15 protein-coding genes and 1 pseudogene are annotated in these 25,376 nt (G+C 52.0%); 9 read left to right on the top strand and 7 right to left on the bottom strand.

Features of this window, described 5'->3' with window-relative positions:
- Window positions 1-130 precede the first annotated feature (130 nt).
- From VXJ35_RS07920 to VXJ35_RS07895, 6 genes are all read right to left on the bottom strand, one after another.
- On the bottom strand, window positions 131-3,550 hold the full coding sequence (locus VXJ35_RS07920; RefSeq protein WP_064021165.1) for an NACHT domain-containing NTPase: 3,420 nt from the start codon (window positions 3,548-3,550) through the stop codon (window positions 131-133).
- 36 nt (window positions 3,551-3,586) lie between these two features.
- Complete coding sequence (locus VXJ35_RS07915) at window positions 3,587-4,267, bottom strand: hypothetical protein (RefSeq protein ID WP_064021164.1); 681 nt, start codon at window positions 4,265-4,267, stop codon at window positions 3,587-3,589.
- A gap of 300 nt (window positions 4,268-4,567) precedes the next feature.
- Window positions 4,568-6,202: a SulP family inorganic anion transporter gene (locus VXJ35_RS07910; RefSeq protein ID WP_064021163.1), complete on the bottom strand. Its 1,635-nt coding sequence runs from the start codon at window positions 6,200-6,202 to the stop codon at window positions 4,568-4,570.
- A gap of 414 nt (window positions 6,203-6,616) precedes the next feature.
- A complete protein-coding gene (locus VXJ35_RS07905; RefSeq protein WP_064021162.1) occupies window positions 6,617-7,705 on the bottom strand; it encodes an XdhC family protein in 1,089 nt (362 codons plus the stop codon).
- 1 nt (window position 7,706) lies between these two features.
- The gene (locus VXJ35_RS07900; RefSeq protein WP_064021161.1) at window positions 7,707-9,959 is read right to left on the bottom strand and encodes a xanthine dehydrogenase family protein molybdopterin-binding subunit; all 2,253 of its coding nucleotides are present in this window, start codon (window positions 9,957-9,959) and stop codon (window positions 7,707-7,709) included.
- Window positions 9,956-10,429 (bottom strand): (2Fe-2S)-binding protein, encoded by a 474-nt coding sequence (locus VXJ35_RS07895; RefSeq protein ID WP_064021160.1) that lies wholly within the window; start codon window positions 10,427-10,429, stop codon window positions 9,956-9,958. Before VXJ35_RS07895 ends, VXJ35_RS07900 begins: the two co-directional genes overlap by 4 nt.
- Window positions 10,430-10,684: 255 nt before the next feature.
- Here VXJ35_RS07895 and VXJ35_RS07890 point away from each other — a divergent pair, with 255 nt between their 5' ends.
- The 4 genes from VXJ35_RS07890 to VXJ35_RS07875 are packed head-to-tail and all read left to right on the top strand — an operon-like array spanning window position 10,685 to window position 13,748.
- The gene (locus tag VXJ35_RS07890) at window positions 10,685-11,089 is read left to right on the top strand and encodes a Chromate resistance protein ChrB (protein WP_231914874.1); all 405 of its coding nucleotides are present in this window, start codon (window positions 10,685-10,687) and stop codon (window positions 11,087-11,089) included.
- Between the two features lie 15 nt (window positions 11,090-11,104).
- Window positions 11,105-11,635, top strand: a complete 531-nt coding sequence (locus tag VXJ35_RS07885; RefSeq protein ID WP_231914873.1) for a chromate resistance protein ChrB domain-containing protein — start codon at window positions 11,105-11,107, stop codon at window positions 11,633-11,635.
- Window positions 11,628-12,980, top strand: a complete 1,353-nt coding sequence (gene chrA, locus VXJ35_RS07880; protein ID WP_064021159.1) for a chromate efflux transporter — start codon at window positions 11,628-11,630, stop codon at window positions 12,978-12,980. Before VXJ35_RS07885 ends, chrA begins: the two co-directional genes overlap by 8 nt.
- A 12-nt stretch (window positions 12,981-12,992) precedes the next feature.
- Window positions 12,993-13,748: a superoxide dismutase gene (locus VXJ35_RS07875; RefSeq protein ID WP_064021158.1), complete on the top strand. Its 756-nt coding sequence runs from the start codon at window positions 12,993-12,995 to the stop codon at window positions 13,746-13,748.
- Window positions 13,749-14,406: 658 nt separating this feature from the next.
- On the opposite strand, the gene VXJ35_RS07870 is transcribed toward VXJ35_RS07875, so the two are convergent.
- Window positions 14,407-16,536, bottom strand: a complete 2,130-nt coding sequence (locus tag VXJ35_RS07870) for a DUF4357 domain-containing protein (protein ID WP_082880844.1) — start codon at window positions 16,534-16,536, stop codon at window positions 14,407-14,409.
- Between the two features lie 231 nt (window positions 16,537-16,767).
- Between VXJ35_RS07870 and VXJ35_RS07865 the strand changes: the two genes are divergently transcribed.
- From VXJ35_RS07865 to VXJ35_RS07845, 5 genes and pseudogenes are all read left to right on the top strand, one after another.
- Window positions 16,768-18,114, top strand: coding sequence for an IS5 family transposase (locus VXJ35_RS07865; RefSeq protein WP_064021156.1), 1,347 nt, complete (start codon window positions 16,768-16,770; stop codon window positions 18,112-18,114).
- A 191-nt stretch (window positions 18,115-18,305) separates the two neighbouring features.
- Window positions 18,306-19,357: pseudogene (locus tag VXJ35_RS07860) on the top strand (IS30 family transposase).
- Between the two features lie 600 nt (window positions 19,358-19,957).
- Window positions 19,958-23,131, top strand: a complete 3,174-nt coding sequence (locus VXJ35_RS07855) for an efflux RND transporter permease subunit (RefSeq protein WP_064021155.1) — start codon at window positions 19,958-19,960, stop codon at window positions 23,129-23,131.
- A gap of 8 nt (window positions 23,132-23,139) precedes the next feature.
- A complete protein-coding gene (locus VXJ35_RS07850; RefSeq protein ID WP_064021154.1) occupies window positions 23,140-24,357 on the top strand; it encodes an efflux RND transporter periplasmic adaptor subunit in 1,218 nt (405 codons plus the stop codon).
- A 396-nt stretch (window positions 24,358-24,753) separates the two neighbouring features.
- Window positions 24,754-25,182 (top strand): desulfoferrodoxin family protein, encoded by a 429-nt coding sequence (locus VXJ35_RS07845; RefSeq protein WP_054762750.1) that lies wholly within the window; start codon window positions 24,754-24,756, stop codon window positions 25,180-25,182.
- The last annotated feature ends 194 nt before the right edge of the window (window positions 25,183-25,376 follow it).

Below are 25,376 nucleotides of genomic sequence, written 5' to 3'. Positions count from 1 at the left end.
TGGACCACTTATAGGTTGTGCCGAGCCATGCGAGGCGCAACAACCGCGAACGGTGCGCCGCACCCTAGAACCTGGGCATTTTATGGCCTTGGATGCATTTCCGCAGCGGAGCGTGAGAACGATGAAAATGTTAAAAACTGATTAACGGTAAGTTCATCATTTTAAGTTTCGCCTCATCAAAACCACTGGGTTTTGCTTCCAAAAGAGTTTGCCTCAACGTTTCGGCTCTGGCGCGGAGTTGCCATTTATCTTCTGGGATAATCTCAAGCAATTTCTTTAATAAAATTTCTAAGGCAATCGTTTCTTTTGCGTGGTGTTCGAGTGCGGACACTAAAATTTCAAAAGCTTGTGGCTCGCCATTTTCGCCTGTGACAAATACCAATTGCCCAACCATTTGCTCTGCTTCGCAAAACGATAAATCTTGTTGCGACATTCGCACTAACATTGCCGCAAGCCGATATTTGGGTTCTTGGAATTTTTCTAGTGGGATCAAAACAGCTGGGTTAATTGCGGCTTTCCTACCAGCCGCACACCAAAATCCTGCTAACCGTAACAAGCCCAGTTTTTTTGAATCTTCGTCAAAAGCATTTAAGATTTGTTCGAGAGGGACGCTTTCAATTTTCCAATTCTGTTTTGTAAAACATAATTTCGGTAATTTCCCGAAACAATCGTAAAATGCGATAAACTCACTTAATAGATCAGGGTTAAGATTTTCTAACTTGATTACAAAGTCTCGATCATACCATTGCTTTTCGGAGGAGATAATATTTGATTTTAATACATTAGGGTCAACACTATTTAGTTTTCCTTTACAAGCTCCATAAAAACCGATTATCCTAAGAGTTTTATTTTTTATATGACTGTAAGTTGTATCTACTAAATATTTAGCCATATGATTTAAAGCAGGTAGAGAAATGATTTCGTTTTCTCCGCCGTCAACTTGATATCCTATTACCCCCTCAACTAAAGCCGCTTCGCTACTAAATAATGGATTTACTAATTCTTCAAAACTAATGCCATTGTTTTTCCATTTCGTTTCTAATATGAGCCATTGGTTTTCGTCTCCGAACAGACCTGATCGTATTTGCCTGGAAAAGGTTATTAATTCTGCTTTTGTTGTTGCTCTCAACAAATGTACTGCTAGTGGCCAAGGCGATTTTATTGCTAAGAAAGACCAAATTTCCGGCTCGCTAGCATCGGCAATATATTCAAGGGCATTGGCGAGATTTTTGACTGTTGGCTCTATATAAAAATCGATTATATTTATTAGTAACTTCCAGTCGGGATGTAATGAGTTTTCCAAGCCTAAAGTTTTGATTTTTTGAAGGTCAATATATCCATGTTGCTGTGAAATTGAAATAAATTTAATTGTAACTTCTGATTCAATTGAATTTACAAATAATTTAGCTTCTATTCGATTAAGCTTATTCCACCAATGTATTAATGTCGGCAACCAAATCAAGCTACAATCATTTGGGCTATTGAAAAGACTATTATGGCATTCTTTGAAGGATAGATTTGGAAGCAATTTCTCTAATCGATTTGAGGTAAACTTATCCAAAGGGTTATCCAAACCGAACCAAGTCGACAATAATATTGCGGCCTCACTTGCTTTTTGCGGCCAATACTTGCGTATAACTGACGTTGTCCACTCAATATCAGATTTCTCAAGATATAGAACCAGCATCCATGCCGGCAAAGCACGATTCATATTTTGTTGGCCCAGCCAAATATCAATTTGAGATTGAAATACATTTTGCACGGATGTGGAATAAATATTTCTAATTCGGCTTTGTAAATTGATTGATTCGGCGATTGGTTGGGCAAGCAGCTCTAACGTACACGCTGTTAAGCTGCGAATGATTAGCGGCATATTGCCGATGATACCGCTTTCTAAAATTTCCAATGCCAGATAGGAGCCTAATTTTGTTAGTGCCCGTTCATCATCGCCATAACTCAAATCTTCGCAAAATAGCCTGATTTTATCGCGTTGACTACGCAGATGTTCATCAACGAAAAAGCGACCGATTGCAAAAAGCAGAGTGTTTCGCCAGTAAGCTGAATGGGCAATCGTATTCAAACGCTGAATAATGACATCTGAATCGGCATTATTGGTTAAACACGCCGCCGCCATGTATTCTTGTAGTGAGCGCACATCAAAACTCAATCGGTCTGGTGTCCGGCTGGTCAGAAAAACTAAACGCTGATTTGCTGCTCCTATAATCAGTTCTTTTTGGTTTTCCAGTTCCGATTGGGATAAGCCATTTTCTTCTAAACAGTCGATGACCAGCCTTTCAAATTCTGCAATTGAAATATCTGCTTGGGTTTCCCCTGAGGATTCGGCACGGCATTGCAAAATAAAACCCACCCGATGATGTAATGTGCCGATATCAGAACGACGTTCGCTTAAGGCAACATCAAATGGCGGCACAGCCTTATGTAATTCGCGTTCATAAATAATCCGATAATAATCACTGAAAAGCTGCCAGCGGCTATCGCTGGGTTTGCCGCTGGCGGCTACGACGGTTACCATAAAAGTGACTTGCAATGGCGAACACATCAGTTTGGCAATCAATGGATTGTCAACAGCACTGGTCAATGTTGCCATCGCTTCTTTAGCCCGTTGGTGGCCTTTGGTAGCAGTTTTGGCATCGACATAGCGCTGGGCACAAACCAATGCTTGTTCTTTGGATAAGGGCTGTAAGTATTTATAAGCCACTTCATCGTCATCAAATTCGCCCGCATAACCATCAGGGCGGGAACTTGCCACGATCATTAAATCGGCTTCCACATCCCTCGCTTCACTTAGAAAATTGTGGATAGCTGCGATTACTTCACTGCGGTTGCTTGAGGAAGGCACTTCGTCTAAACCATCTAAGATAAGCAGCCAAGGGAACAAACCTAACCATTCGCGTAAGTCTTGATGAGAAAGTTCTTCATCTTGGCTTAAGTGACGACGTAAATAGGCGGATAATGTGTTGACTTCCTTTTTTGCGAGGGCTTTGGCAAAAGCATTTAGCTCGATACGGAACGGATAACGTGGTGTAGTAGGCCAAGACACTTGTTCTTGTTCGCAACGGGCTTTGATTTCTTTGATGATATTTTTGACTATATTCTCTACACGACGAGGTTCGCGCCTATCCAACAACGCAGCACGATGGATTTGAGCGAGAAATTGCCCTATGGTGGATTTACCGGAGCCTGGGCCGCCTAAGAATACAAAGCGCCCATAAACCCGCTTTACTCTGAGTCTCTGGTTGTTTAATGCTTTTCGATACTCTTCTAACGCCAATGGATCGAGTTTAAAACCTGAGGCTTGAAGAAGCTCTTGTAACGAACTGTGGCGACTTCGGTTAAAATGATGTTGTTCTTCCAGTTCAAAATTTAGCTTATCGGCAACTGGTAAATCGACGAATACATTGGCTAATCTAATTCTGTCTTCGGAGCGGTCACCGGCTTGGCTTAGCTTAGCGTCTTCATCCGCCAATATTTCTTTACACAAATAGGCAGTTAAAACAGAATCAGGATTAACAGGTTGGTGAAAAACCATATTCCAGCCACTAATTTAGCTAGAAGAAGCCTTTATTTAGTGCTGAATCAATCTTGTAGTACTAAATATAGGTCTGATTGGTTGCAAAAAAGAGTTTTTCACCAACCTGTTAACGGCTTTGGATAATTTTTTGGCGATGGCTGCCAATAAATCACCCGGGGTGAAAAAGCATTCAAACCGTTGCCGAATTTCCGCGTAACCATCAACATAGCCTGTCAGTTGATTGGCATCCCAGATGGCAAAATCTTTTAAGCCAATTTTGTCTTCATAATCTTTAAATACTTGATTGATGATGTCTTTACCGCCGTTAGTGGCGGAACTGAGTTCAACATTGGTGCAGAAAATGAAGTAATCCGGTTTTGGCTCACGCTTATCGTTTACAACCCATTTTTCGAGTTCGGTTTCTAATTGTGATTTTGCCCATTGTTGGTCTTTTTGCGTTGTTTCGAGTTTTTCTTTAAATTTTGCTTGTAGGACTCCATAGCCGTCCCAAATATTTTCTGGTGGAGAAGGAAAATTAACTTTGCCTTCAAAAATAGCTTCTCGCCCGCCATCAGGTCCATTTCCGAAAATAGTAACACCAGGGCCAATGACTTTTAAGGCAAGGGCGCGAATGAATTGCTCGAATGAATCGGGTGAAAAGCCTTGGAAGTTCATTTCTTTAAAGTCACTTAATGATTTTTGGTTAGCGGCTAGGGCTGGGTGGAGCGGCGGCATTACTCAGCTTTAATAGCTTTTAGCTCGGTTTCATTATCATTCAACCCAGCCTATTTCCACAAATGCAGCTTCAGCTTATTATCCATTAGCGGTTATTGGAAAGTTAAGTTGACTGACGCATTTGGGTCGGTTGGACTCAGTAACGAATAGCCGCTTTCAGGTTTCGGAATTCACAGCTTTCCGGCGATGAATCTGAAGCGGTGACGGTTTATGCCGTCATCCCAAATTTTTTCCATTCAGAGAAGGCGCGGATTTAGCTTTTACGAAGGCCTCCTCTGGTTTGAGGGATAAGCAGAGAAGTTATTTTTTAATTATATCCACAGCGATCTGTTGTATTCGGTCCACCACATTTGGCTTGCCGACTTGACCAACCAGCCCTGCGCGGCGGAGTTTTTCTAAGACATTCGGTCTTGCGCCGCACAGGATTAGTCGGGTTTTGTGCCGTTTGCAGTTATCCAGCAAATCCCACAGCGATTGCAGGCCGGTTGCGTCGATGAAAGGCACTTTTTCCAGGCGCAAGACCAGAATTTCGGTATGGCCGTGAATGACTTCCAGCGCGGATTCCAATCTTGCCGCCGCGCCAAAAAAGAAAGGCCCTTCCATGGCAAAAACCACGGTATTGGCTGGCAGCGTAAACTCCGCATCATCGAGTTCTTCCATGACGGCGTCGTGCGCTTGCTGCTCTATGCCCACGGCTTCCGACATACGTTTCATGAATAGCAACGCCGCCAGCATCACGCCGATATTGACGGCGATGACCAAATCGCTGAACACGGTGAGCAAAAAGGTAATCAGCAGCACCGCCACATCCGACTTCGGTGCCGTTCTGAGCATGTGGCTGAAACGGTGCAACTCACTCATGTTGTAGGCCACGACAAACAAAATGGCGGCCAACGCGCTCAGCGGAATCAAAGACGCATAAGGGGCCAACAACATGACGATGCCGATCAAGGTCAAGGTATGCACAATCCCCGCCAGTGGACTGTTGGCACCATTGCGCACATTGGTCGCCGTGCGGGCAATCGCCCCAGTAGAGGCAAAGCCGCCGAACAATGGCGAGCATATGTTCGCAATCCCTTGACCGATCAATTCCTGATTGGCGTCATGTTTGGTGCCGGCCATGCTGTCGGCGACCACGGCGGACAGCAGCGACTCAATCGCGCCCAGCAAGGCAATCGTAAAAGCCGGGCCGATTAATTGCAGCACCTCCGATACCGAGATTGCCGGCAACTGGAATTGCGGCAACTGCTGCGGAATGCCGCCAAAGGCGCTGCCTATTGTCGCCACGCCATCCCATTGCAATTGCCACTGCGCGCAGGTGGCAATCAGCATGGCGACCAGCGGGGCGGGAATGCGTTTCAAAATCCTGCCGGAAATCAGCAACACCGCCAAGGTCAAGCCGCCTAGCAAGGCGGTTTCGACGTGCAGCCCAGGAAACGCCTGCGCCAACGACCAAAATTTTTCATGAAATTGCTCGGCGCCGGCTGCGGGGCTCAAGCCAAAAAAGTCTTTCCATTGCCCCACAAAAATGATGACCCCGATACCGCTGGTAAAGCCGACGATGACAGGATCGGGTATATATTTGATGACACCGCCTAACTTGGAGAGCCCCATCAGTAATAATATGACGCCGGCCATCAAGGAGGCTATTTGCAAGCCGCCGATGCCGTATTTGCCGGTAATGCCGGCCAGAATCACGATAAAGGCGCCGGTTGGCCCTGCGATTTGCACGCGGCTGCCGCCAAACAAGGAAGTCAGCCCACCGGCCACGATAGCCGTGTATAGCCCCTGCTCGGGTTTGGCACCGGAGGCTATCGCAAAGGCCATGGCCAGAGGCAGCGCCACTACGCCGACTATCACACCGGCCAACAGGTTATTCAGCCAATGCGCCCTGGATAATAAACCCGCGCGACTGGCTTCAAGAATTGCAATCATTGGAATGGTTTTAAATGTTTATCGATGGGACCCATGATAGCACCCGGGTGGTAGCGATTGCCGCAGGAAGCAAGTCGTGACCGCCGAGCAGTCCGGTTGGGTACACATCGCGTAACTTGTGCCAGTCGCTACCATGATGACCCTCTATGGATTCGCGAGCGTACCCTGCATCTACATCTGGACTTTGACACAAGCCAAATCATGGTCGGAATACAGCCGGTTTGATGCCATTGGTCGGAGCATACTCAATGGCTCAAATAGACCGACTGCCGGAAACCACGAAAGCCCGTTTCGTAGCAGCGAAACCCGACAAACGATGTCTGGACTTGTGGCCGCTTTGGAGAAAGGCGAAGACGGGTGAGGGTCGATTTCGACAATTCGCTACAGCTTCGGCACCGGCCATGCCAAACCGGTTTAGGCGTTACACGGCCGAACGCACCCCACATCGTCAGGCTGGGCCAGCAGCCCGCCGCGGCGACCTTTGAGTACGGCCTGAATCGCGGCGACGATGGCCAAGGCTATTTCCTCCGGCGTTTCCGCGCCAATATCCAAGCCCACCGGCCCGAACAAGCGCGTCTGCAGCTTGGCCGCCAACCGCTCCGGCAGACTATCCAGCAAGCGTTGCCGGCGCCGTGCCGGGCCTAGCAGGCCGACATACGGTATCTCCGACTCGGCCAAGGCCGCCAGATAGCGTTGATCGTGTTCGATGTTATGGCTCATCACCACGCAGGCGCTGAAGCGATGCAGTTGCAACCGTTCGGCCAAATTAGCCGCCTGCAACGTACACACGCAATCCGCGCCGGCAAAACGTCCGTTTTCCAGATATGCCGGACGCTGGTCGGCAACGGTTACTCGCCAGCCCAGGGCCTTGGCGCCAGCCAACAGCGGGATCGCATCGTCGCCGGCGCCCAACACCAATAAATGGGTCGGCGTCCGCACGGGCTCGTAGAATACCGCGACGCTGTGGCCGGCTATTTGCTGATGTTCCAGACCGGCGCGCTGCGGTAATAGCGGGTGGGTCAATGGCCAAGCCGATAGTCCTCCGGCAAACGGCAGAAGCTGGCTGAGGCCGGCCGGAAAGTCGGGATGGTCGGATTCGACGACGGTTGCCAAAGTGGCGGTTTGCTCGGCCTCGGCGGCCTGCACCAGCAGACCCAAAGCGCCAAAGCCATCGTCGGCAACCAGCGTCTGCAAAAATATCCGCGCCGCGCCGTTGCAACCCAGGCCCAGCCCCCACAAGGCGTCTTCGGGGGCCCTCATGTCGTAAAACAAAGTTTTCGTGCCGCCGGTTTCGAACAGGATTTTGGCGTGTTCGATTAAGTCGCGCTCGAAACAACCGCCGCCCAGCAAGCCTATCAACTCGCCGTTCTGCCCGATCAGCAGCCGCGCCCCGGCCTTTTGGTAGGTAGAACCGATGGTTTCGATAATGGTCGCCATCACCAGCGGCCGCCGGCTTTGCATCAGGCTGGGATAGGCGGCTAACAGGCGATGGTGGCGGGACATCTCAACTCCAACTCAAATCGGTTTTGCGCAACGGCAATTCGCGCACCCGAATGCCGGTTGCGGCGAAGATGGCGTTACACACCGCCGGTGCCAACGGCGGCAAGGCCGGTTCGCCGAGGCCGGTGACCGGAAAGTCGGTTTTCAGGAAATGCACCTCGATTTTGGTCGGCGCGTCGCCGATGCGGATCATCGGGTAATCGCCGAAATTGCTTTGCACGATGCGGCCCTTATCGATGTCCAATTCCTGGAACATCAATGCGCCCAAGCCATCGACCACCGAGCCTTGCACCTGATTTTCCGCGCCGCTCAAATTGACAATCTGCGCACCGATGTCGGTCGACACCACCACGCGGTCGACTTTCAATTTACCGTCTTTCGACACCGTGACTTCGGCCACCTGAGCAATGTAACCGCGATGGCTGAAATGAAAGGCAATGCCCTGCCCTTGGCCGCGCGGAAATTGCTTCTTCCCCCACTCGGCTTTTTCGGCGACGTGGTGCAGCACATGCTTCATGCGGTTGACGTCGTATGGGATGCCCTGCTCGCCGGTGCCCGGCAGAAAGCCCTTGTCGCCGAGCAATTCCAGCCGGAACGCCAACGGGTCCTTACCGGCGGCATGCGCCAATTCGTCGATAAAGCTATGAAACACCCAGGCCAGTACATTGCTGCGCGGCGCCCGCCACGGCCCCATCGGGATACCGCATTCCAACGCGGTATGTTCGATGCGGCAGTTGGGCACCCAGCGGCCGGGAAACTCGTCGCCGGACAAATTGGCGCCGGCGCCCAGTTCGACCACCGGCTTGCCGTCCTTGAACACCGGATGGGAAAAGGTGACGAAATGGTTGTGCCAGGCAATGAGCTTGCCAGCCTCGTCTAGGCCGCCGCGCAAGTAATGAAAGCCGCCGGCCCGGTATTGGTCGTGCTGCAGGTCATCCTCGCGGGTCCAGGTCAGTTTGACCGGGCCGTTGACGCGCTGCGCGATGGCCGCTGCTTCGATGATGTAATCCGGAATCAAACGCCGGCCGAAGCCGCCGCCGCTGCGGGTAATGTGCAAAGTGATTTTGTCCTTGGGAATACCTAACACCTCGGTAACGATTTTCTGGCCGGCTTCCGGGTTTTGGGTCGGCGCCCAAATTTCGATGCCGCCGTCTTTGATCCAGGCCGTGGCATTTTGCGGTTCGATGCTGGCGTGGGAAATAAACGGGTAACGGTAACTCGTCTCCACCGTTTGTGCCGCCTTGGCCAGCGCAGTTTCGACATCGCCATCGTTGCGCAAGACTTCGCCAGCCGGCTGTTTAAACAGCGCCTTGGCCTGTTTGGCAAAACCGTGCCAACTTTGCTCGGCGACTTTGCCTGCGTCCCACTCCACTTTTAACTGCTTGCGGGCACTGAATGCCGCCCAGGTCGAGTCGGCAACAATCGCCACGCCCGGCAACAGGCCTTTCAGATTGGCGGTGCCGTCGATCACAAAAGCGTCGCGCACGCCCGGCAGTTTTTTAATGTCGTTCAGATTGGCGCTAACCACCTTACCGGCGAAAGCCAGCGACTTGACGTAAGTGGCGTACAGCAGACCGGGCAGTTGCACGTCGATACCGAACAAAGGCTTGCCGGTGACGACGGCCGGATTGTCGACGCCGCCGATGCGTTTACCCAGCAAACGAAATTGTTGCGGATCCTTGAGTTTGACTTGTTCGGCCGGCGGCACCGGCAATTTGGCCGCAATCGGCGCCAATTTGCCGTAAGACAACTGTTTACCGCTGGCTAGATGGTGCACGGCGCTGCCACGGGCGACTAATTCGTCAGCCGGCAGTTTCCAGGTCAACGCCGCGGCCTGAATCAGCATGGTTCTGGCCGTGGCGCCGAGTTTGTGAAACTCCTCGTAATTGGTCGGCGTCGAGCGCGAGCCGCCCGCACTTTGGCTGCCGTAAATCGGGTCGAGATCGCCCTGGACGATGACCACATCCTGCCAATCCACTTCCAGTTCTTCGGCGATGACCATCGGCAAGGACGTTTTGATGCCCTGACCGATTTCCGGCTGCTTGCTAATCAGCGTGACTTTGCCGTCCGGCGCGATGCGGATGAAGGCGTTGGGCCTAAATTCGCCCGCTTGGTCCTGATTACTGGATTTGGCCAGCACTTTGCCGGCGCCGCTGGCGGCATCGAAATAAAAGCCCAATACCAAGCCGCCGCCGGCCAACGCGGAGGTTTTCAAGAAATCGCGGCGAGCCGGATTGATCGGAGTATCGACTGTCATACCGCCCCCTGTGCTGCCAGTTCGGCCGCGCGATGGATACCGGCGCGGATGCGCAAATAAGTACCGCAACGGCATAGATTGCCGTCCAGCGCCGCATCGATTTCGGCGTCGCTCGGCTTGGGCGACTTTTTCAGCAGCGCGGCGGCAGTCATGATCTGCCCGGCCTGGCAATAACCGCATTGAGGCACATCCAATTCCTGCCAGGCTTTTTGCAAAGGATGGTCGCCGTTTTTGCTCAAACCTTCGATGGTCGTCACCTGCCGCTGTCCCACTTCGCTGACCGGCGTAATGCAGGCGCGGGTTGGCACGCCGTCCAAGTGCACGGTGCAGGCGCCGCATTGGCCGATACCGCAACCGAATTTGCTGCCGAGCAGTTGCAGTTGGTCGCGCAACACCCACAACAACGGGGTTTCCGGGGCGGCATCCAGCGTTCGCGCTGCGCCATTGATAGAAAGTGTGTATTGGCTCATGTTGCCGGTGTACTCCTTGGTTTGTGTGTTATAGCCTGTGCCCTTGCCTCGACCGCTCCGCTGAGTAAAGCAGAATCCATACCGCTTAGAGCCGGCGAATCAGGCTGGATTTCCGGGTCTTTCTCTCCGGCAATTGCTGATAAAGCAACAAATACTGTTGATTTACTGGCGCCCTGTCAGCACTCGAAACTATCCGGCAGCGTTGGTTGAAATTAATATTTGTAAATATCAAAACAAATATGTAGAGTAAATTACATGACCTGGAATTTACTGATCCTCAGCCTGCCAACCGAAAACGCCACGTTGCGTATGCGCGCCTGGCGCGGCCTGAAAAGCGCCGGCGCGGCGGTATTGCGCGACGGCGTTTACCTACTGCCGGAGCTTGCCGATTGCCGGCAAACCTTGGACGCCATCGCCGCCGATGTCAATGCCGCCGGCGGTAAAGCCTTGGTATTGGCAATCGCCGACGCCGAACACATCGATCTGAAAAGCTACTTCGACCGCAGCAGCGATTATGCCAAGCTGATCGAAGCGGCCATTGCGGTTCGCCAGCAACTAAACACCGACAGCGTCGGCGACTGCCTCAAGCAAACTCGCAAGCTGCGCAAGGACTACGCGCAATTGGCGGCCATCGATTTTTTCCCCGGATTGGCCCAATAACAAACCGACGGTACCTTGAAACAACTGGAACGCGCGATTGCCGTGGCGTTGGCACCGGACGAACCGCTCCCCGCCGACAGCGAAATCGCCCGCTTGCCGGCGGCCGATTACCAAGCCAAGACTTGGGCCACCCGGCGCCGGCCGTGGGTGGATCGGCTGGCATGCGCTTGGCTGATTCAGCGTTTTATCGATCCGCAAGCGACCTTTCTCTGGCTGGAAAGCCCGGCCGCCTGCCCGGACGATGCCTTGGGTTTTGATTTCGACGGCGCCCGCTTCAGCCATGTCGGCGATTGGGTAACGTTCGAGGTATTGCTGGCCAGCTTTGGCCTGGAACAAGCGGCCTTGCAGCGGCTGGCGACGTTGGTGCATTTCCTGGACGTCGGCGGCGTGCAGACGGCGGAAGCTAGTGGCGTCGAAAGCGTGTTGAAAGGTCTGCGGGACAGCGTGACCGATGACGACCGCTTGTTGCATCTGGCGACGGCGGTATTCGACGGCCTGTACAAGGTATTTCAAGCTCCCCAAGCAACGGTATCCGCCGATGACTGACAACAAACTCCCCTCACCTACCGCACCCAGCCTGGCCGAAGCCAGCAAATTCTGGTTGAAACTGGGCTTTATCAGTTTCGGCGGCCCGGCCGGACAGATTGCGATCATGCATCAGGAGCTGGTCGAGCGCCGGCGCTGGATCAGCGAAAAACGCTATTTGCATGCCCTGAACTACTGCATGGTGTTGCCCGGCCCGGAAGCCCAGCAACTGGCGACTTACATTGGCTGGCTGCTGCACAAAACGCCGGGGGCGCTGATCGCCGGCAGCCTGTTTTTTCTACCGGCGCTGTTGATACTAATCGGTTTGGGTTGGGTGTATATGCGTTTCGGCGATCTGCCGAGTGTGGCCGGCCTGTTGTACGGCATCAAACCGGCCGTCACCGCCATTGTGTTGTTTGCCGCTTACCGGATCGGTTCGCGGGCATTGAGAAATCGCTGGCTATGGGCGATGGCCGCGGCGGCGTTTCTGGCAATTTTTGCGTTACAGGTGCCGTTTCCATTGATCGTCATCGCCGCTGGCCTGATCGGCGCCGCCGGCGGCCAATGGGCACCACAGTATTTCACGGTCGGCGGCGGCCACGGCAAGGCCAAGGCCCATTTCGGCCCAGCCGTGATCGACGACGATACGCCAACGCCGGAACACGCGCGCTTCAGTTGGGGAAAATTCTATCGTTTGCTGGCGGTCGGCTTCGCGTTATGGGCCGGCGCACTCGGCTGGCTGTGCGCCGAATACGGCTGGCAAGGCGGATTGACGCAGATGGGTTGGTTTTTTACCAAGGCCGCCTGGCTGACTTTCGGCGGCGCTTATGCGGTGTTGCCTTACGTTTACCAAGGAGCGGTCGAGCATTACCACTGGCTGACGCCTCAGCAGATGATCGACTCATTGGCTTTGGGCGAGACCACGCCCGGCCCACTAATCATGGTCAACACCTTCGTCGGCTTCGTCGCCGGCTGGGGCCAGGCCTGGTTTGGCGCGGATTCGCCGTTTTTGGCCGGTACTGTGGCAGCCATCGTCGTGACTTACTTTACCTACCTGCCCAGCTTTCTATTCATCCTGGCCGGCGGGCCGTTGGTGGAAACCACCCACGGCAATCTGAAGTTCACCGCGCCGCTAACCGGCGTCACCGCCGCCGTGGTCGGCGTCATCGTCAATCTGGCCGTGTTTTTTGCTTATCACGTGTTCTGGCCGCAAGGTTGGGACGGGCAGTTCGATTTATTTTCCGCCGTGCTGAGCCTGGCGGTGCTACTGGCGCTGTTTCGCTGCAAGACCGGCATTATTCCGGTCATCGCCGGCTCCGCGTTGAGCGGCTGGCTGTGGCTGTTTTTACAACCCTGGTTCAACTAAAGGAGTGTTGCCATGGAATCCGTTACTACCCGCCGCGATTTTTTAAGCTTAGCCGCCGCCGGTGCCGCACTATCGATAGTCACGCTCGGCATCGCCGGCGCCGCTGAAACCGAAGCGCCGACTATTGCCTTGCCCAACGCCTTTGCCGCAGACCACGCACCAAAGCCTTTGGGTTTCGATCCGGCCAAACTGAACGGTTTGTCGGAGAAACTGATCCGTTCGCACTGGGAAAACAATTACGGCGGCTCGGTCAAGGCGCTGAATGCGGTCAAACAAAAACTGTCAGTATTCTTGGAAGACGGCAACCTGCCGGCTTATATCTACAACGATTTGAAACGTGAGCACCTGCTGCGCACCGGCTCGGTGGTGTTGCACGAACTGTATTTCGACAACCTGGGCGGTGCCGCAGCCCCCGACCCTGCGTTGAAAAATCTAATCGCTTCCGCGTTCGGTTCGTTCGCAACCTGGGAAAAAGAATTCCGCCGCATCGGCGCCGGCTTGGGCGGCGGTTCCGGCTGGGTGACCTTGGGTTTGAATCTGCACACCGGCACCCTGGAAAACTACTGGCATTGGGACCACCAATACGCCCCCACCGCCAGCCTGCCGATTCTGGTATTGGATATGTACGAACACTCCTACCAAATGGACTACGGCGCCGCCGCGCCGGCCTATCTGGACGCGTTCTTCAAAAACATTCAGTGGGAAACGGTGGCCGCGCGGTTGGACAAGGCGCTGAGGTTATTGGCAATTGCCCGTCAAGCTGGCTGAGGCAATGGCTTGGATGTAGGGTTCCGTCATGGCGGCAGAAGCCGAACCAGGTAGGCGTTGCGTTCCTGCGGGTTAACGTCGACGACCAGGGATTATCGACGGGATCGGCCATTTACAGTCATAGAATACACGCCAACCAATGGCGGCAAACCATCTGTGTCCAGTCAATTATCTGATTTGTCTAATAATCCAGACGTAGGGTACGCATCGCGTACCATTAAAAGGCCGTCATGGTGGCGAAAGCCAGAAGGTACGCATTGCGTACCCTACTAAGCTACATAATCATAGACATCCCTACCATCGAGATAGCGTTCAGGCATTTAATGATCTGATGGCACATGCTGACAGCATTCGCAGTCAATGTGCGATCTACTAAGCAGTATCGCAACGTTAACCGACGCGTAAATTTCCAATTTTTGCTCAAAATGGGCGTCCAAGTTTTTCCACCAGGCTGTGCGAGCTATTTAATTTCAATAGCTTACCCCCCATGAAGCCGATTTCTGAAAATATCCTGCTCCAGTAAAAAGTCAGGTAGTTGGCAAGGGAATTAACCTTATGATTGCGAAACTACGGCCAGAAGCTGACGACTGCACTTCAGTTACCAAAGGCAGCTGTTGATTCAACAGCTGCCTTCTAGCTGAGTAACGGCATGTGTCATTCAATAACCAAGTTCGTTTAATGAAGCGCCTAAATGATCTTTCCAATCATTTTTACCATTTGATGAAATACCTTTTATAATTCCAGCTGCTTGCGACGGACTGGTAAACTCATAATCTTTTGTGAATACTAGAAAGTCTCCATCTGGAATCATAACTCCTTTCGCTATCAGCTCTTCTCTTTTTAATATTAAAGCTTCTTGAAGACTTGGTTGTATATTAGCTGAAGCAGTCGATCCCTCTTCAACAATAAATTTGTTTCTTTGAACAAATTTTGCGTATGCTAAAATTCCTCTATTTGTGCTCAAGCTGACTCTGATACTCGAAAAGTCATCTCCGAATATATCGTTTTCATGCCAATCAACACTATTTTCTTCCTTATTGAATTCTGACTTATTATATATCCCATAAATTTTAAGAAACATTTCTAGTATTTTCAGTGATCGGGCACAGATTGCTGATTCGTCGAAAGTTTCATAATCAAGTAATAGCTTGTTAATGGTTATACGTGATTTTGACTCAAGAATTTTCTTCTTTTCAAAAAATGGCTTATTACTTAGTTCTTGATTGTCAAATGTTATTGAAAGATTTCCAAGGGTGTGAAGTAGTTTCTCATGGACATCTTCTGAAATATAACCCCAATCTCCAGTTAATGACTGAGGCATAATGTGCTCAATTTGACAGTTTTTTAAATCATTTTCAAATGAGATATACTCATTTTTTCCAGAGTTTTCCAACAATATGAAAAATCGTAATACTTTTTTCTTTACTCTATTGTATAAATCAACATTGACCACACTCCTCTTTAGCGCAGATATGCTAGGCTGTTTATAACCTTCTGCTGTCGAAGTTACTAGTCTCTCAAATGATTCCGCATAATCAACAAAATAATTTTCATTTTGCTTCTCAAGTTTCTTGGTTATTGTTGGAATTAGCCTTGTGATTTGTTTCTCCGGATAACCCGCCAACATTCTACATACGTCGTAGATAACAACTTTTCTAAGCGCATCATTGATTCTTTGCTTATTATCAATGATCAACTCATTATTTTCCACATGAGAACTCTTATCTACAATATCCATGAGAAGAGTTGCATATGTAAAGAATGATGCTCGTAAATATTCTGAATGATTTTTATCGATATCTTTGTGAGCACCTGTTCTAAGAGTCTGATATATAAGAGCCCACTTTATTAAATCAATTACTAAATCTTTGCATTCATTAAAGCTATCAATCTCACCGGTCATTTTCTTGAATGAATAATAAATGATTTTAGGGTCTTTGTTTACCAGCGTTTGTGTTTTTATTGCTATATATTCTCTGTAAAATGACTCTAATTCTTTTTCTATATCCTTTTCATGTGAAAAAAGTGACTCAAAGTTTTTCGTGTATAGTTCAGTTAGATAGTTTTCATCGGAGTGGCTGCACGGGAAGTTTTTAAATGTAAAGATGAAGTTTTTGATTAGATCAGATCCTGAAAGTGGCTTTCCAAGTGAGTTTATAGATTCAAATACAGAGTTTTCATCTTGATCATCATCAAAGAAGATTATTACAACCTTAACCCTTTCTAGGATATTAACAAATCTGTCAAATTGCTCCGCATCCATTGACTCCAACTTTTTATATATATACAAGTAGTTTTTCCAGTAGTTGGTTTTTTTGTCCACCGGAGTGATTGTTTCTAAGGCCCCTTTTAATAAAGTTGTTAATGTACATTGATGCTCCATGTTATTAAGCTTAAGTTTTATGTCGCCATCCTCTTCTGAATAGAGCGATTTTGTGATATTTCGCGCAGCTTGTTTTGCAACATCAGATTTTATTTTATTTAAGTAAATATCACGTATTGCACATAGGAGCAAAATAGTCGTTGTTATCCTCTGTTGGCCATCAATGACCACGCGCTCAGTCATCATTGCACGCGTTTGATTTTTTACGATCACATTGCCAATGTAATAATCCGTGCGTAAGTTGTCTTTATGTTCAACATCGAATTCAAGTAAATCACTTATTAGTTTTTCTACTTGTTTGTTTGACTCCCAAGTATATCTACGCTGATAGATAGGTATATGAAACTGCGTCAAATCCCCCATTATCATGCTTCGAATATCTTTATGTACTGCCTGTATTGCCATAGTTTTTATAATCCCTTGTGATTATTAAAGTACCAATGATACTGCTGAATTAACCTATATCATATTATGATCAGTACAATATTTCTTCAACAGCCTATGTAGTCGCCCCTGAAAAGCCCTAAAATTTCCACTAACACATTGAAATAAAATAAGTAATCTAATTAAGAGGCGGGCAATAATTGCAAGAAAGGGGTAAAATAGCTATTAATTTCTTGCAAATTTTTATTCAAAATGAAGCCAAAATCCCAAGAAACGAGTGGTCAAATCGATCTATTCAACACACCGCTAGCCGACCTGTTAAACCCAAAACACGAGCTTTACCAACTGGCTAATCTGATCGATTGGAAAGTCCTGGATGGTGCCTTTGGCGAGTTCTTTACCGAGAATCAAGGTGCGCCTGCCTTGCCCACGCGACTGATAGCGGGACTTCATTACCTCAAACATGCCTTCGCACGTTCCGATGAAGCGGTGGTCGCGCAATGGCTGGAAAATCCGTACTGGCAATACTTTTGCGGCGAAGCGTATTTCCAACACCAGATGCCTTGCCACCCCACATCACTGACCTATTGGCGGAAACGGATTGGCGAAGCCGGTTGTGAATGGATGTTATCGGTGACGATTCAGGCTGGCGTAGACAGCAAGACCGTGAACAAGCAGGATTTTGAATCGGTGACGGTCGATAGCACGGTGCAAGAGAAAGCCATCACGTATCCGACCGATGGGAAGTTGTACGAACGCTGTCGCCAGCACCTGGTCCGCTTGGCTGAGCAGCATGAGATTTCGCTACGGCAGAACTACAACCGTAAAGCTCCGTATTTGCTGCTAATGGCGAACCGGTACAGTCATGCCAAGCAAATGAAGCGCAAACGCAAAATGCTCAAGCAGTTAAAGACTTTGGTCGGCCGAGTGTATCGAGATATTGAACGTCAATTGGACAATCAATCCGACGCCGTCAAAGGTGCGTTCAAAGAGACCCTGGAGAAGACCCAACGGATTCTGAATCAGCAACCCCAGGATAAAAACAAACTGTACAGTTTTCACGCCCCGGAAGTGGAATGCATTGCCAAAGGCAAAGTCCACAAGAAATATGAATTCGGCGTCAAAGTGGGTATCACGGTTACCAATAAAAGCAATTTCGTACTGGGCGCTCGTAGCTTTCCTGGTAATCCCTATGATGGACACACCCTGGAATCCTGTCTGGAACAGGCAGAAATACTGAGCGGTACGCGCGCCAAAGAAGCGTTTGTCGACTTGGGTTATCGTGGCGTCGAGCTGCCCGGGGTCACGATTTACAAAGCCCGGCAAAAACGCGGCGTGGATACACGACGACTCAAACGCGCACTCAAACGTCGCAACGCTATCGAACCGATCATCGGCCACCTGAAGAACGACGGATTATTGGGGCGCAACTACCTGAAAGGCGAACTGGGCGATGCGTTGCATGCCATCCTGTGCGGTGCCGGCCATAACATCCGTTTGATCCTCAGGCGGTTGAGGATTTTTTGGTCTCGTTTTTGGGCGCTACTGTCACGACTTGGGATGACTTCATCAGTCGAGCATTTTTTATCGTTCGCATGAGAGCGGTCGTCTCTGAACAATTTCGGCTTTTTCAGGGACGACTATGTAGATCAAATTAGCTATACTCTAATCGAAGGATATGTTGACTTTGTAACAGCGCTTATGCAAGCTAATCGCACACCCAAATCTTGAATAACAGGGCGGATTCAAAACCGAAGTGCAACACCCAAAATGCCGGTAAGGTTATGCACATGGAAACCCCCTCAAAACGCTATCAACAGCTTCAGCCTGAAGATCGAGTCACGATCAGCAGTCTGAAACAACAAAACCTGAGCATTCGCGCCATTGCGCGGATTCTGCAACGCCCCGCCAGTACCATAAGTCGAGAACTGCGGCGTAATAGCACGAACGATCAATACGGCAGTATCCAGGCGCAACAAGCCAGCCAGCATCGACGGCGTCAATCACGACCACGACCGAAACTGCATGCCGATAGCGTGTTGTTTGGCGTTGTTCTGCACTTCCTTCGGCAAGGCTGGTCACCCAAGCAAATTGCTCTGGCGCAGGCCGCGCTTTATCCCAAAGGCCACTTGTGCCCTTTGGGTATGAGTATCGCGTGTCACACGAAACCATTTACACCTGCATCTACGCCCAACCGGTCGGCGAATTAAAGCGCGAGCTGATTGCCTGCCTGCGCCAGGCTAAAAACAAACGGGTGCCGCGCAGCAAGGGGCAAGACCGTCGAGGCCAGATACCGGACATGCTCAGCATTCACCTGCGCCCCCCTGAAATCGAAGACCGCCAGTTTCCAGGTCACTGGGAAGGCGATCTCATCAAAGGCGCGGGCAATGCCAGTGCCGTCGGCACCTTGGTCGAGCGGACCAGTCGGTTACTGATGCTGATCAAGCTCCCCCATCCGCAACCTGCCAGTGCCGCCAACGTGCTGCAAGCCTTTACCGATAAGCTCAATAGCATTGCTCAACCCATGCGGCTCAGCATGACCTATGATCAAGGCCGCGAGATGGCTTTGCACAAGCAGCTTTCGGTCAATACCGGTATTGCCGTGTACTTCTGCGATCCTCACAGTCCTTGGCAGCGCGGCTCTAATGAAAACATCAATGGCCTGGTTCGTCAGTATTTGCCCAAGGGTACCGATCTGTCAGGCTACACCCAGCAGCAACTCGATGCGATTGCCGATCAAATTAACGCTCGCCCCCGAAAAGGTCTTGGGGTACGCTGTCCGCTCGCTGTTTACAGGGAATTGCTGCTCAACAGCTCCCAACAGTCAAATCTCATTCATTAATATCGAGGTGTTGCACTTCGGTTTTGAATCCGCCCAGCTTATTGCCATTTATTGTCCATGCAAATTCAATTTTCTTTGACGGCTTGGGGTCGCTTGCGACAGTCCAAAACTTCCCGCCGTCGTGATCTTTGTCCATCACAGTGCTAACAGGTTGGTGAAAAACTCTTTTTTACAACCAATCGCGCCTATATTTAGTGCCTCCAGGCTGAATTTAATACTAAATAAGACCTTCTCCAGCTGAATTAGTGGACAGAATATGGTTTTTCACCAACCTGCTAAGCTCCTCCCGAATCCAATCGATTCACCCCTCCACCAACGAAAACAACTGCTGATACAGCATCAACAACTGCTTCGCACCTGCCCCATTTCCAGCACACCACCCAACACTAAAATCAATTTAACCCCGGACATAATCGCCGCTACTAGCGGCCACCACCGGAAACCGCCCGCCGGACGCACGCCAAAAAGCGCCCGCATAAAACTGGCTTACTACTTGCTGATTTAAGCGCATTTGTGGTCTTGAATGGCGCATCGGCGGGTTGAAATACGGCGAGGCCTGCCAGGCAAGGCACGTCACGCTATCGAATTCCCCAAAACGCCATGTGGATTGTCCAAATCGCCCTGCGCCGGCCGTATACCTTTGTGGTCGCGGCCTTGCTTATCATTTTGTCCACGCCTTACGTGCTGCGCAAAATGCCGACCGATATCTTCCCGACTATCGACGTGCCGGTGGTGGCGATGCTGTGGGATTACAAAGGCATGACGCCCAAGGAAATTGCCGACCGGCTGACCGCCAACGTCGAACGCAGCATGAGCTTGATCGACGGCATCGAGCACAGCGAATCGTTCACCTTTCCCGGCGCGGCGGTGATTAAGGTGTTTTTTCATCCCGGCACCGATATCCGCACGGCGATTGCCCAAGTCATGTCCAGCAGCAATTCGGTGTACCGTTCATTGCCGGCCGGGACCATGCCGCCGCAGGTGATTCAATATTCGGCCGCCGACCTGCCGCTGGTGCAGTTGGGTATTTCCAGCGCCTCGGTAGCGGAAACCGAGGTCAACGATTACGTTAACAACATCGTCCGCACCGAACTGCAATCCAAGCGCGGCTTGGCGATGACCAATCCGTTCGGCGCCAAAAGCCGGCAAATCACCCTGGACGTCAACGCTCCGGCCTTGATCGCGCGCGGCCTGTCGCCGTCTGACTTGAGCAATGCTCTGGCCGAACAAAACCTGATCCTGCCCACCGGCAGCGTCAAAGTCGGCAGCAACGAGTTCGACGTGACCTTGAACGGTGCGGTAGCGGCGATTCCGCGTCTGGCCGACTTGCCGGTGCGCACCGTCGACGGCGCCACCACGCTGGTCCGCGATGTGGCCACGGTGCGCGATGGCCCGGCACCAACCACCACCATCGCCCGCCAGAACGGCGAACGTGGCATTTTGACCTCAATCTTCAAGATCGGCCGCACCTCGACGCTGGAAGTGGTCGAGCACGTGAAGAACACGATACCGCGCATGCTGAGCCTGATGCCGGAAGGCATCAACATGCGTTTGATGTTCGACCAATCGCTATTCGTCAAAGCCGCCATCGGCAACGTGTTGCACGAAGCGCTAATCGCCGCCGGCTTAACCGCGGCGATGCTGCTGCTGTTCTTGGGCAATTGGCGTACCACCAGCATCATCGCGGTGTCGATTCCGTTGTCGATCATGGTGTCGGTGATTGCGCTGTATCTGCTCGGCGAAACTATCAATTTAATGACGATGGGCGGCCTGGCTTTGGCGGTGGGGATTTTGGTGGATGATGCCACCGTCGAAATCGAGAACATCGAGCGGCAAATGCTGCTGGGCAAGAATCCGCATCAGGCGATTCTGGACGGCGCGGCGGAAATTGCGATGCCGGCGCTGGTTTCGACGCTGTGCATCTGCATAGTGTTTGTGCCGATGTTCTTCCTGACCGGCGTGGCTCGCAGCCTGTTCGTGCCGATGGCCGAAGCGGTGGTGTTTGCGATGCTGGCTTCGTACATTTTGTCACGCACCTTGGTGCCGACGTTGGTGTTATATGTCATGTCCGGCCACCACGGCCATCTTAATGAAGCGCCGGGCAATGCTTTGGCCCGCGGTTTTCAACGTCTGCACCGGGCTTTCGAGGCCGGTTTCGAGCGGTTTCGCGGCCATTATGTGGTGCTGGTCAGCCACCTGTTAAAACACAAATTGCGCTACGGCTCGGCGATACTCGGTTTTTGCTTGGCGTCGCTGGGCCTGGTGCCTTTGCTGGGCCAAGACTTGTTTCCGGCGGTGGATGCCGGCCAGATTCGCCTGCACGTGCGCGCGCCGTCCGGCACGCGTATCGAAGAGATGCCGCAGCAGATCGACGCGGTCGAAGCCGTTATCCGTCAAATTATTCCCAAGGACGAAATCGCCGACTTGCTCGATATCATCGGCGGCCCTTACAGCACCCGCAACACGCTGTTCGGTAATTCCGGGACGATGGATACCGCCGATAGCGAGATCATGATTTCATTGCGCCCCGGCGAGCATAGGCCCAGCGTCGAATACATCAAGGCTCTGCGCGCGACCTTGCCCAAACAGTTTCCGACCCTGGAGTTTTTCTTTCAGCCGGCCGACCAGGTCAGTCAAACCCTGAATTTCGGCGTGCCGGCGCCGATAGACATTCAGTTCATCGGCGGCAAGCCGGAGGAAGTACTGCCGCAAGTATTGGCTTTCGAGCATCGGCTACAACAAATTCACGGCATCGTCGATGCCCATATCTATCAGCGCATGAATAAACCGGCACTGGAGTTGGAGATGAATCGCCAGCAGCTCCAGCAAATGGGCTTGTCGGCCCGCGACGTGGCGCAGAATTTGTTGTTGACCTTGAGCGGCAGCATGCAAACAGCCCCGCAGTTCTGGCTGAATCCGGCCAACGGCAACTCAGTCAATATCGGGGTAATGGGCAATTCGCTGGATCTGGACAATCTCGACGCGTTAATGCGCATCCCGGTCAGCGGCAGCGGCGACAAACCGCAATTACTCGGCAATCTGGTGTCGTTGAAGCGTACGGTGCTACCGGCTGCCGTGACCCACTACAACGCCTATAACGTGCTGGACATTTACGCCAACGTCGAAGACCGCGACCTTGGCTCGGTCGGCCGCGAGATCGAGGCCATCGTCCAAGACCTGCGCGGCAAGTTGCCGCGTGGTGTGGATTTGAACGTGCGCGGCCAGTTGCAAACCCTGGATAGCTCCTTCACCGGCCTGGCGTCCGGCCTGGCGGTGGCCATCGTGCTGTTGTACCTACTGTTGGTAGTCAATTTTCAGTCCTGGCTGGATCCGGCAATCATCGTCAGCGCCCTGCCCGCCGCGCTGGCCGGCATCGCCTGGACCCTGTTCCTGACCGGCACCACGCTCAGTATTCCGGCATTGACCGGCAGCATCATGGCGATGGGCGTGGTTACCGCCAACAGTATTTTGTTGGTGTCGTTTGCCAGAGCCCGCATCACCGACGGCGTGCCAGCGGCCACCGCCGCGCTTGAGGCCGCCGCCACCCGGTTACGGCCGGTATTGATGACCGCCTTTGCGATGATCGTCGGCATGCTGCCGATGGCGATCGGCTGGGGCGAAGGCGCCGAACAAAACGCGCCGCTGGGCCGGGCCGTGATCGGCGGCCTGGCTTTTGCCACCGTTTCCACCTTGTTATTCGTGCCGTTGGTCTTTGCCGGCGTTCATCGCTGGCTGGAACAACGCCGCCCTCATCCCGTTTTTTCAGTTGCCTAAAATTATTTATGAAAACCCAGACCAGCCATGCTTTTGAATTACCCAAAAACGATAACCCCGGAGCCACCTTGCGCCTGACCAAGCGTACCAGCCTGGTGATACTGGGCCTGTTGTTGTCCGGCGCCGCATTACGGCTGGCCGCCAATCAACGCCACGACCAGCAATTGCAGGAAACCACCGCCGCCGCCTTGCAACGCAACGTCATCACCGCCCACCCGCGCCTTGGCGAGAATGCGCGCAAACTGGTGTTACCCGCCACGTTGCGCGGCTACACCGAAACCCAAATCTTCGCCCGCAGCAACGGCTATTTAAAAAAGTGGCACAAGACCATCGGCGACTCCGTCAAGCAAGGCGACTTGCTGGCGGAAATCGACGTGCCGGAACTGGAACACGAGCTGGCGCAAGGCCGGGCCACGCTGGCTCAAGTCAGAGCCAAGGCAGAGCTGGCGCGCACCACGTTGCAACGCTGGAGCCAGCTCAACGAAACCGATGGCGCCCCGTTGCAAGAGTTTGAGGAAAAACGCGCCGCCTTCCTGCAAGCCGAAGCCGATGTTGCATCCGCCGTAGCCAACGTCAAACGTCTGGAAAACATCGAAGGCTATCGGCGGGTGCACGCGCCTTTCAACGGCGTCATTACCCGTCGTGCCGTGGACGTTGGCGCGTTGATCAATGCCGGCACCCAGGAATTATTCGCGCTGACCCAAACCGACCCGTTGCGCCTGAATGTCTGGGTGCCGCAGGCTTACGCCGACGAAATCAAAACCGGCCAGGACGTCAGCGTCAGACTGCCCGACAAGAAAGACGGCAAACCGCTGACCGCCCGCGTCGAACGGGTGGCAGGCGCGCTGGATACGGAAACCCGCAGCCGCCAGGCGGAAATCGTGCTGGCCAATAACGATGCCAAACTGTTACCGGGCAGTTACGTCGAAATCAGTATCAACGTGCCCACCAAAACCCCGGCCTTGCTGGCCCCGGCTAATACGCTGGTGATCGACCAAGCCGGCGTTCACGTGGTGGTGGTTGGCGAGGATAAAAAAGTCAGCTTCAAACCGGTAAAACTGGGGCGGGATTTTGGCAAGGAAGTGGAAATTGTCGAAGGTATAACAGCCAGCGATGTGTTGGTCGCCAGTCCGTCCGATTTGTTGGTCGAAGGCGAAACCGTCGGCATAGTCGAAGCGACGCCAAAAACCGCGGAAAAACCCAACCAAGCGAAGAAAACCGGTTGACGCTCAGCCGATGTCTCCCTCTCCTTTATGCCCTATGGGTATGATGGAGAGGGCTGGGGTGAGGAGAACTAAAAACAAGGACAATACCCAATGTCGATTCCCCTCACCCTGCCCCCAATGCCGTTAAGTTAAGCGGTTCGATTTTCACTCCCCTCTTTGAAAAAGAGGGGGCGGGGGAGATTTTTCAAATAAATCCCCCTCGATCCCCCTTTTCCAAAGGGGGAGACTGGCTTAACTTAACGACAACCTCATTGCGGGAGAGGCCGTAAACCAGCTATTTTTGGCCGAAGCTGAATAGTGACAGCCGATTAATACTGTAACCCGACAGATTTATCATTTATCGCTGCGCAGGAAACTGCTCACCCAAAACCACCCACACGCTATCAGGAGATCACTATGGAACGTCGCGATTTTATCAAACTCAGCGCCGCCGGCGCGGTAGCCGGCCTGGCCATTCCGGCCGTCGTTAACGCCGAAGCCGGCAAGCTACCGACCCCGCCCGGCGAGGTGTTTTATACCAAAGACTCGCAAGGCCGCTGGAACGGTAAAGCCGCCACGCATTTGCCGGTCATCGAAGCCAGCAAAGACGGCGGCAAAACCAACGTCAAAGTCACGACGCCGCACGAATTGAAAGGCTACGAACATTACATCGTCAAGCATGTGTTGCTGGACAAGGATTACAAATTCCTGGCCGAACACTTTTTCGATCCCACCAAGGATACGGTGCCGGTTTCAACGTTTAGCCTGGATAATTACAGCGGCACCCTATACGCGTTGAGCCTGTGTAACAAGCACGATTTGTGGCTAAGCAGCGCCGAAGTGTAACCACCTCAAACCCGCCGCCGGCGGGTTTTTTGTTTGAATCGAGAAGATAGTCCATCCCCCTGGCGACCTGAAAAATAACTCGCCCAAGCGGCCCGGCATCCCGGCAGCACCTTCCCCAGCTTGTCGGCGCAAACCTGCGTTCCCAGCAACAGCGCAACAGCAATTTCTGCCGATTGGCCAACAAACAGGGGTTT

The sequence above is a fragment of the Methylomonas sp. DH-1 genome (assembly GCF_046097555.1).
GTDB lineage: Bacteria > Pseudomonadota > Gammaproteobacteria > Methylococcales > Methylomonadaceae > Methylomonas > Methylomonas koyamae.
This window is presented reverse-complemented; position numbering and strand designations above follow the sequence as displayed.

What these genes read in the sequence shown, in the direction of transcription:
- VXJ35_RS07920 (WP_064021165.1), bottom strand. Translation starts at nt 3,550, where the DNA reads ATGGTTTTTCACCAACCTGTTAATCCTGATTCTGTTTTAACTGCCTAT.
- VXJ35_RS07915 (WP_064021164.1), bottom strand. Translation starts at nt 4,267, where the DNA reads ATGCCGCCGCTCCACCCAGCCCTAGCCGCTAACCAAAAATCATTAAGT.
- VXJ35_RS07910 (WP_064021163.1), bottom strand. Translation starts at nt 6,202, where the DNA reads ATGATTGCAATTCTTGAAGCCAGTCGCGCGGGTTTATTATCCAGGGCG.
- VXJ35_RS07905 (WP_064021162.1), bottom strand. Translation starts at nt 7,705, where the DNA reads ATGTCCCGCCACCATCGCCTGTTAGCCGCCTATCCCAGCCTGATGCAA.
- VXJ35_RS07900 (WP_064021161.1), bottom strand. Translation starts at nt 9,959, where the DNA reads ATGACAGTCGATACTCCGATCAATCCGGCTCGCCGCGATTTCTTGAAA.
- VXJ35_RS07895 (WP_064021160.1), bottom strand. Translation starts at nt 10,429, where the DNA reads ATGAGCCAATACACACTTTCTATCAATGGCGCAGCGCGAACGCTGGAT.
- VXJ35_RS07890 (WP_231914874.1), top strand. Translation starts at nt 10,685, where the DNA reads ATGACCTGGAATTTACTGATCCTCAGCCTGCCAACCGAAAACGCCACG.
- chrA (WP_064021159.1), top strand. Translation starts at nt 11,628, where the DNA reads ATGACTGACAACAAACTCCCCTCACCTACCGCACCCAGCCTGGCCGAA.
- VXJ35_RS07875 (WP_064021158.1), top strand. Translation starts at nt 12,993, where the DNA reads ATGGAATCCGTTACTACCCGCCGCGATTTTTTAAGCTTAGCCGCCGCC.
- VXJ35_RS07870 (WP_082880844.1), bottom strand. Translation starts at nt 16,536, where the DNA reads ATGGCAATACAGGCAGTACATAAAGATATTCGAAGCATGATAATGGGG.
- VXJ35_RS07865 (WP_064021156.1), top strand. Translation starts at nt 16,768, where the DNA reads ATGAAGCCAAAATCCCAAGAAACGAGTGGTCAAATCGATCTATTCAAC.
- VXJ35_RS07855 (WP_064021155.1), top strand. Translation starts at nt 19,958, where the DNA reads ATGTGGATTGTCCAAATCGCCCTGCGCCGGCCGTATACCTTTGTGGTC.
- VXJ35_RS07850 (WP_064021154.1), top strand. Translation starts at nt 23,140, where the DNA reads ATGAAAACCCAGACCAGCCATGCTTTTGAATTACCCAAAAACGATAAC.
- VXJ35_RS07845 (WP_054762750.1), top strand. Translation starts at nt 24,754, where the DNA reads ATGGAACGTCGCGATTTTATCAAACTCAGCGCCGCCGGCGCGGTAGCC.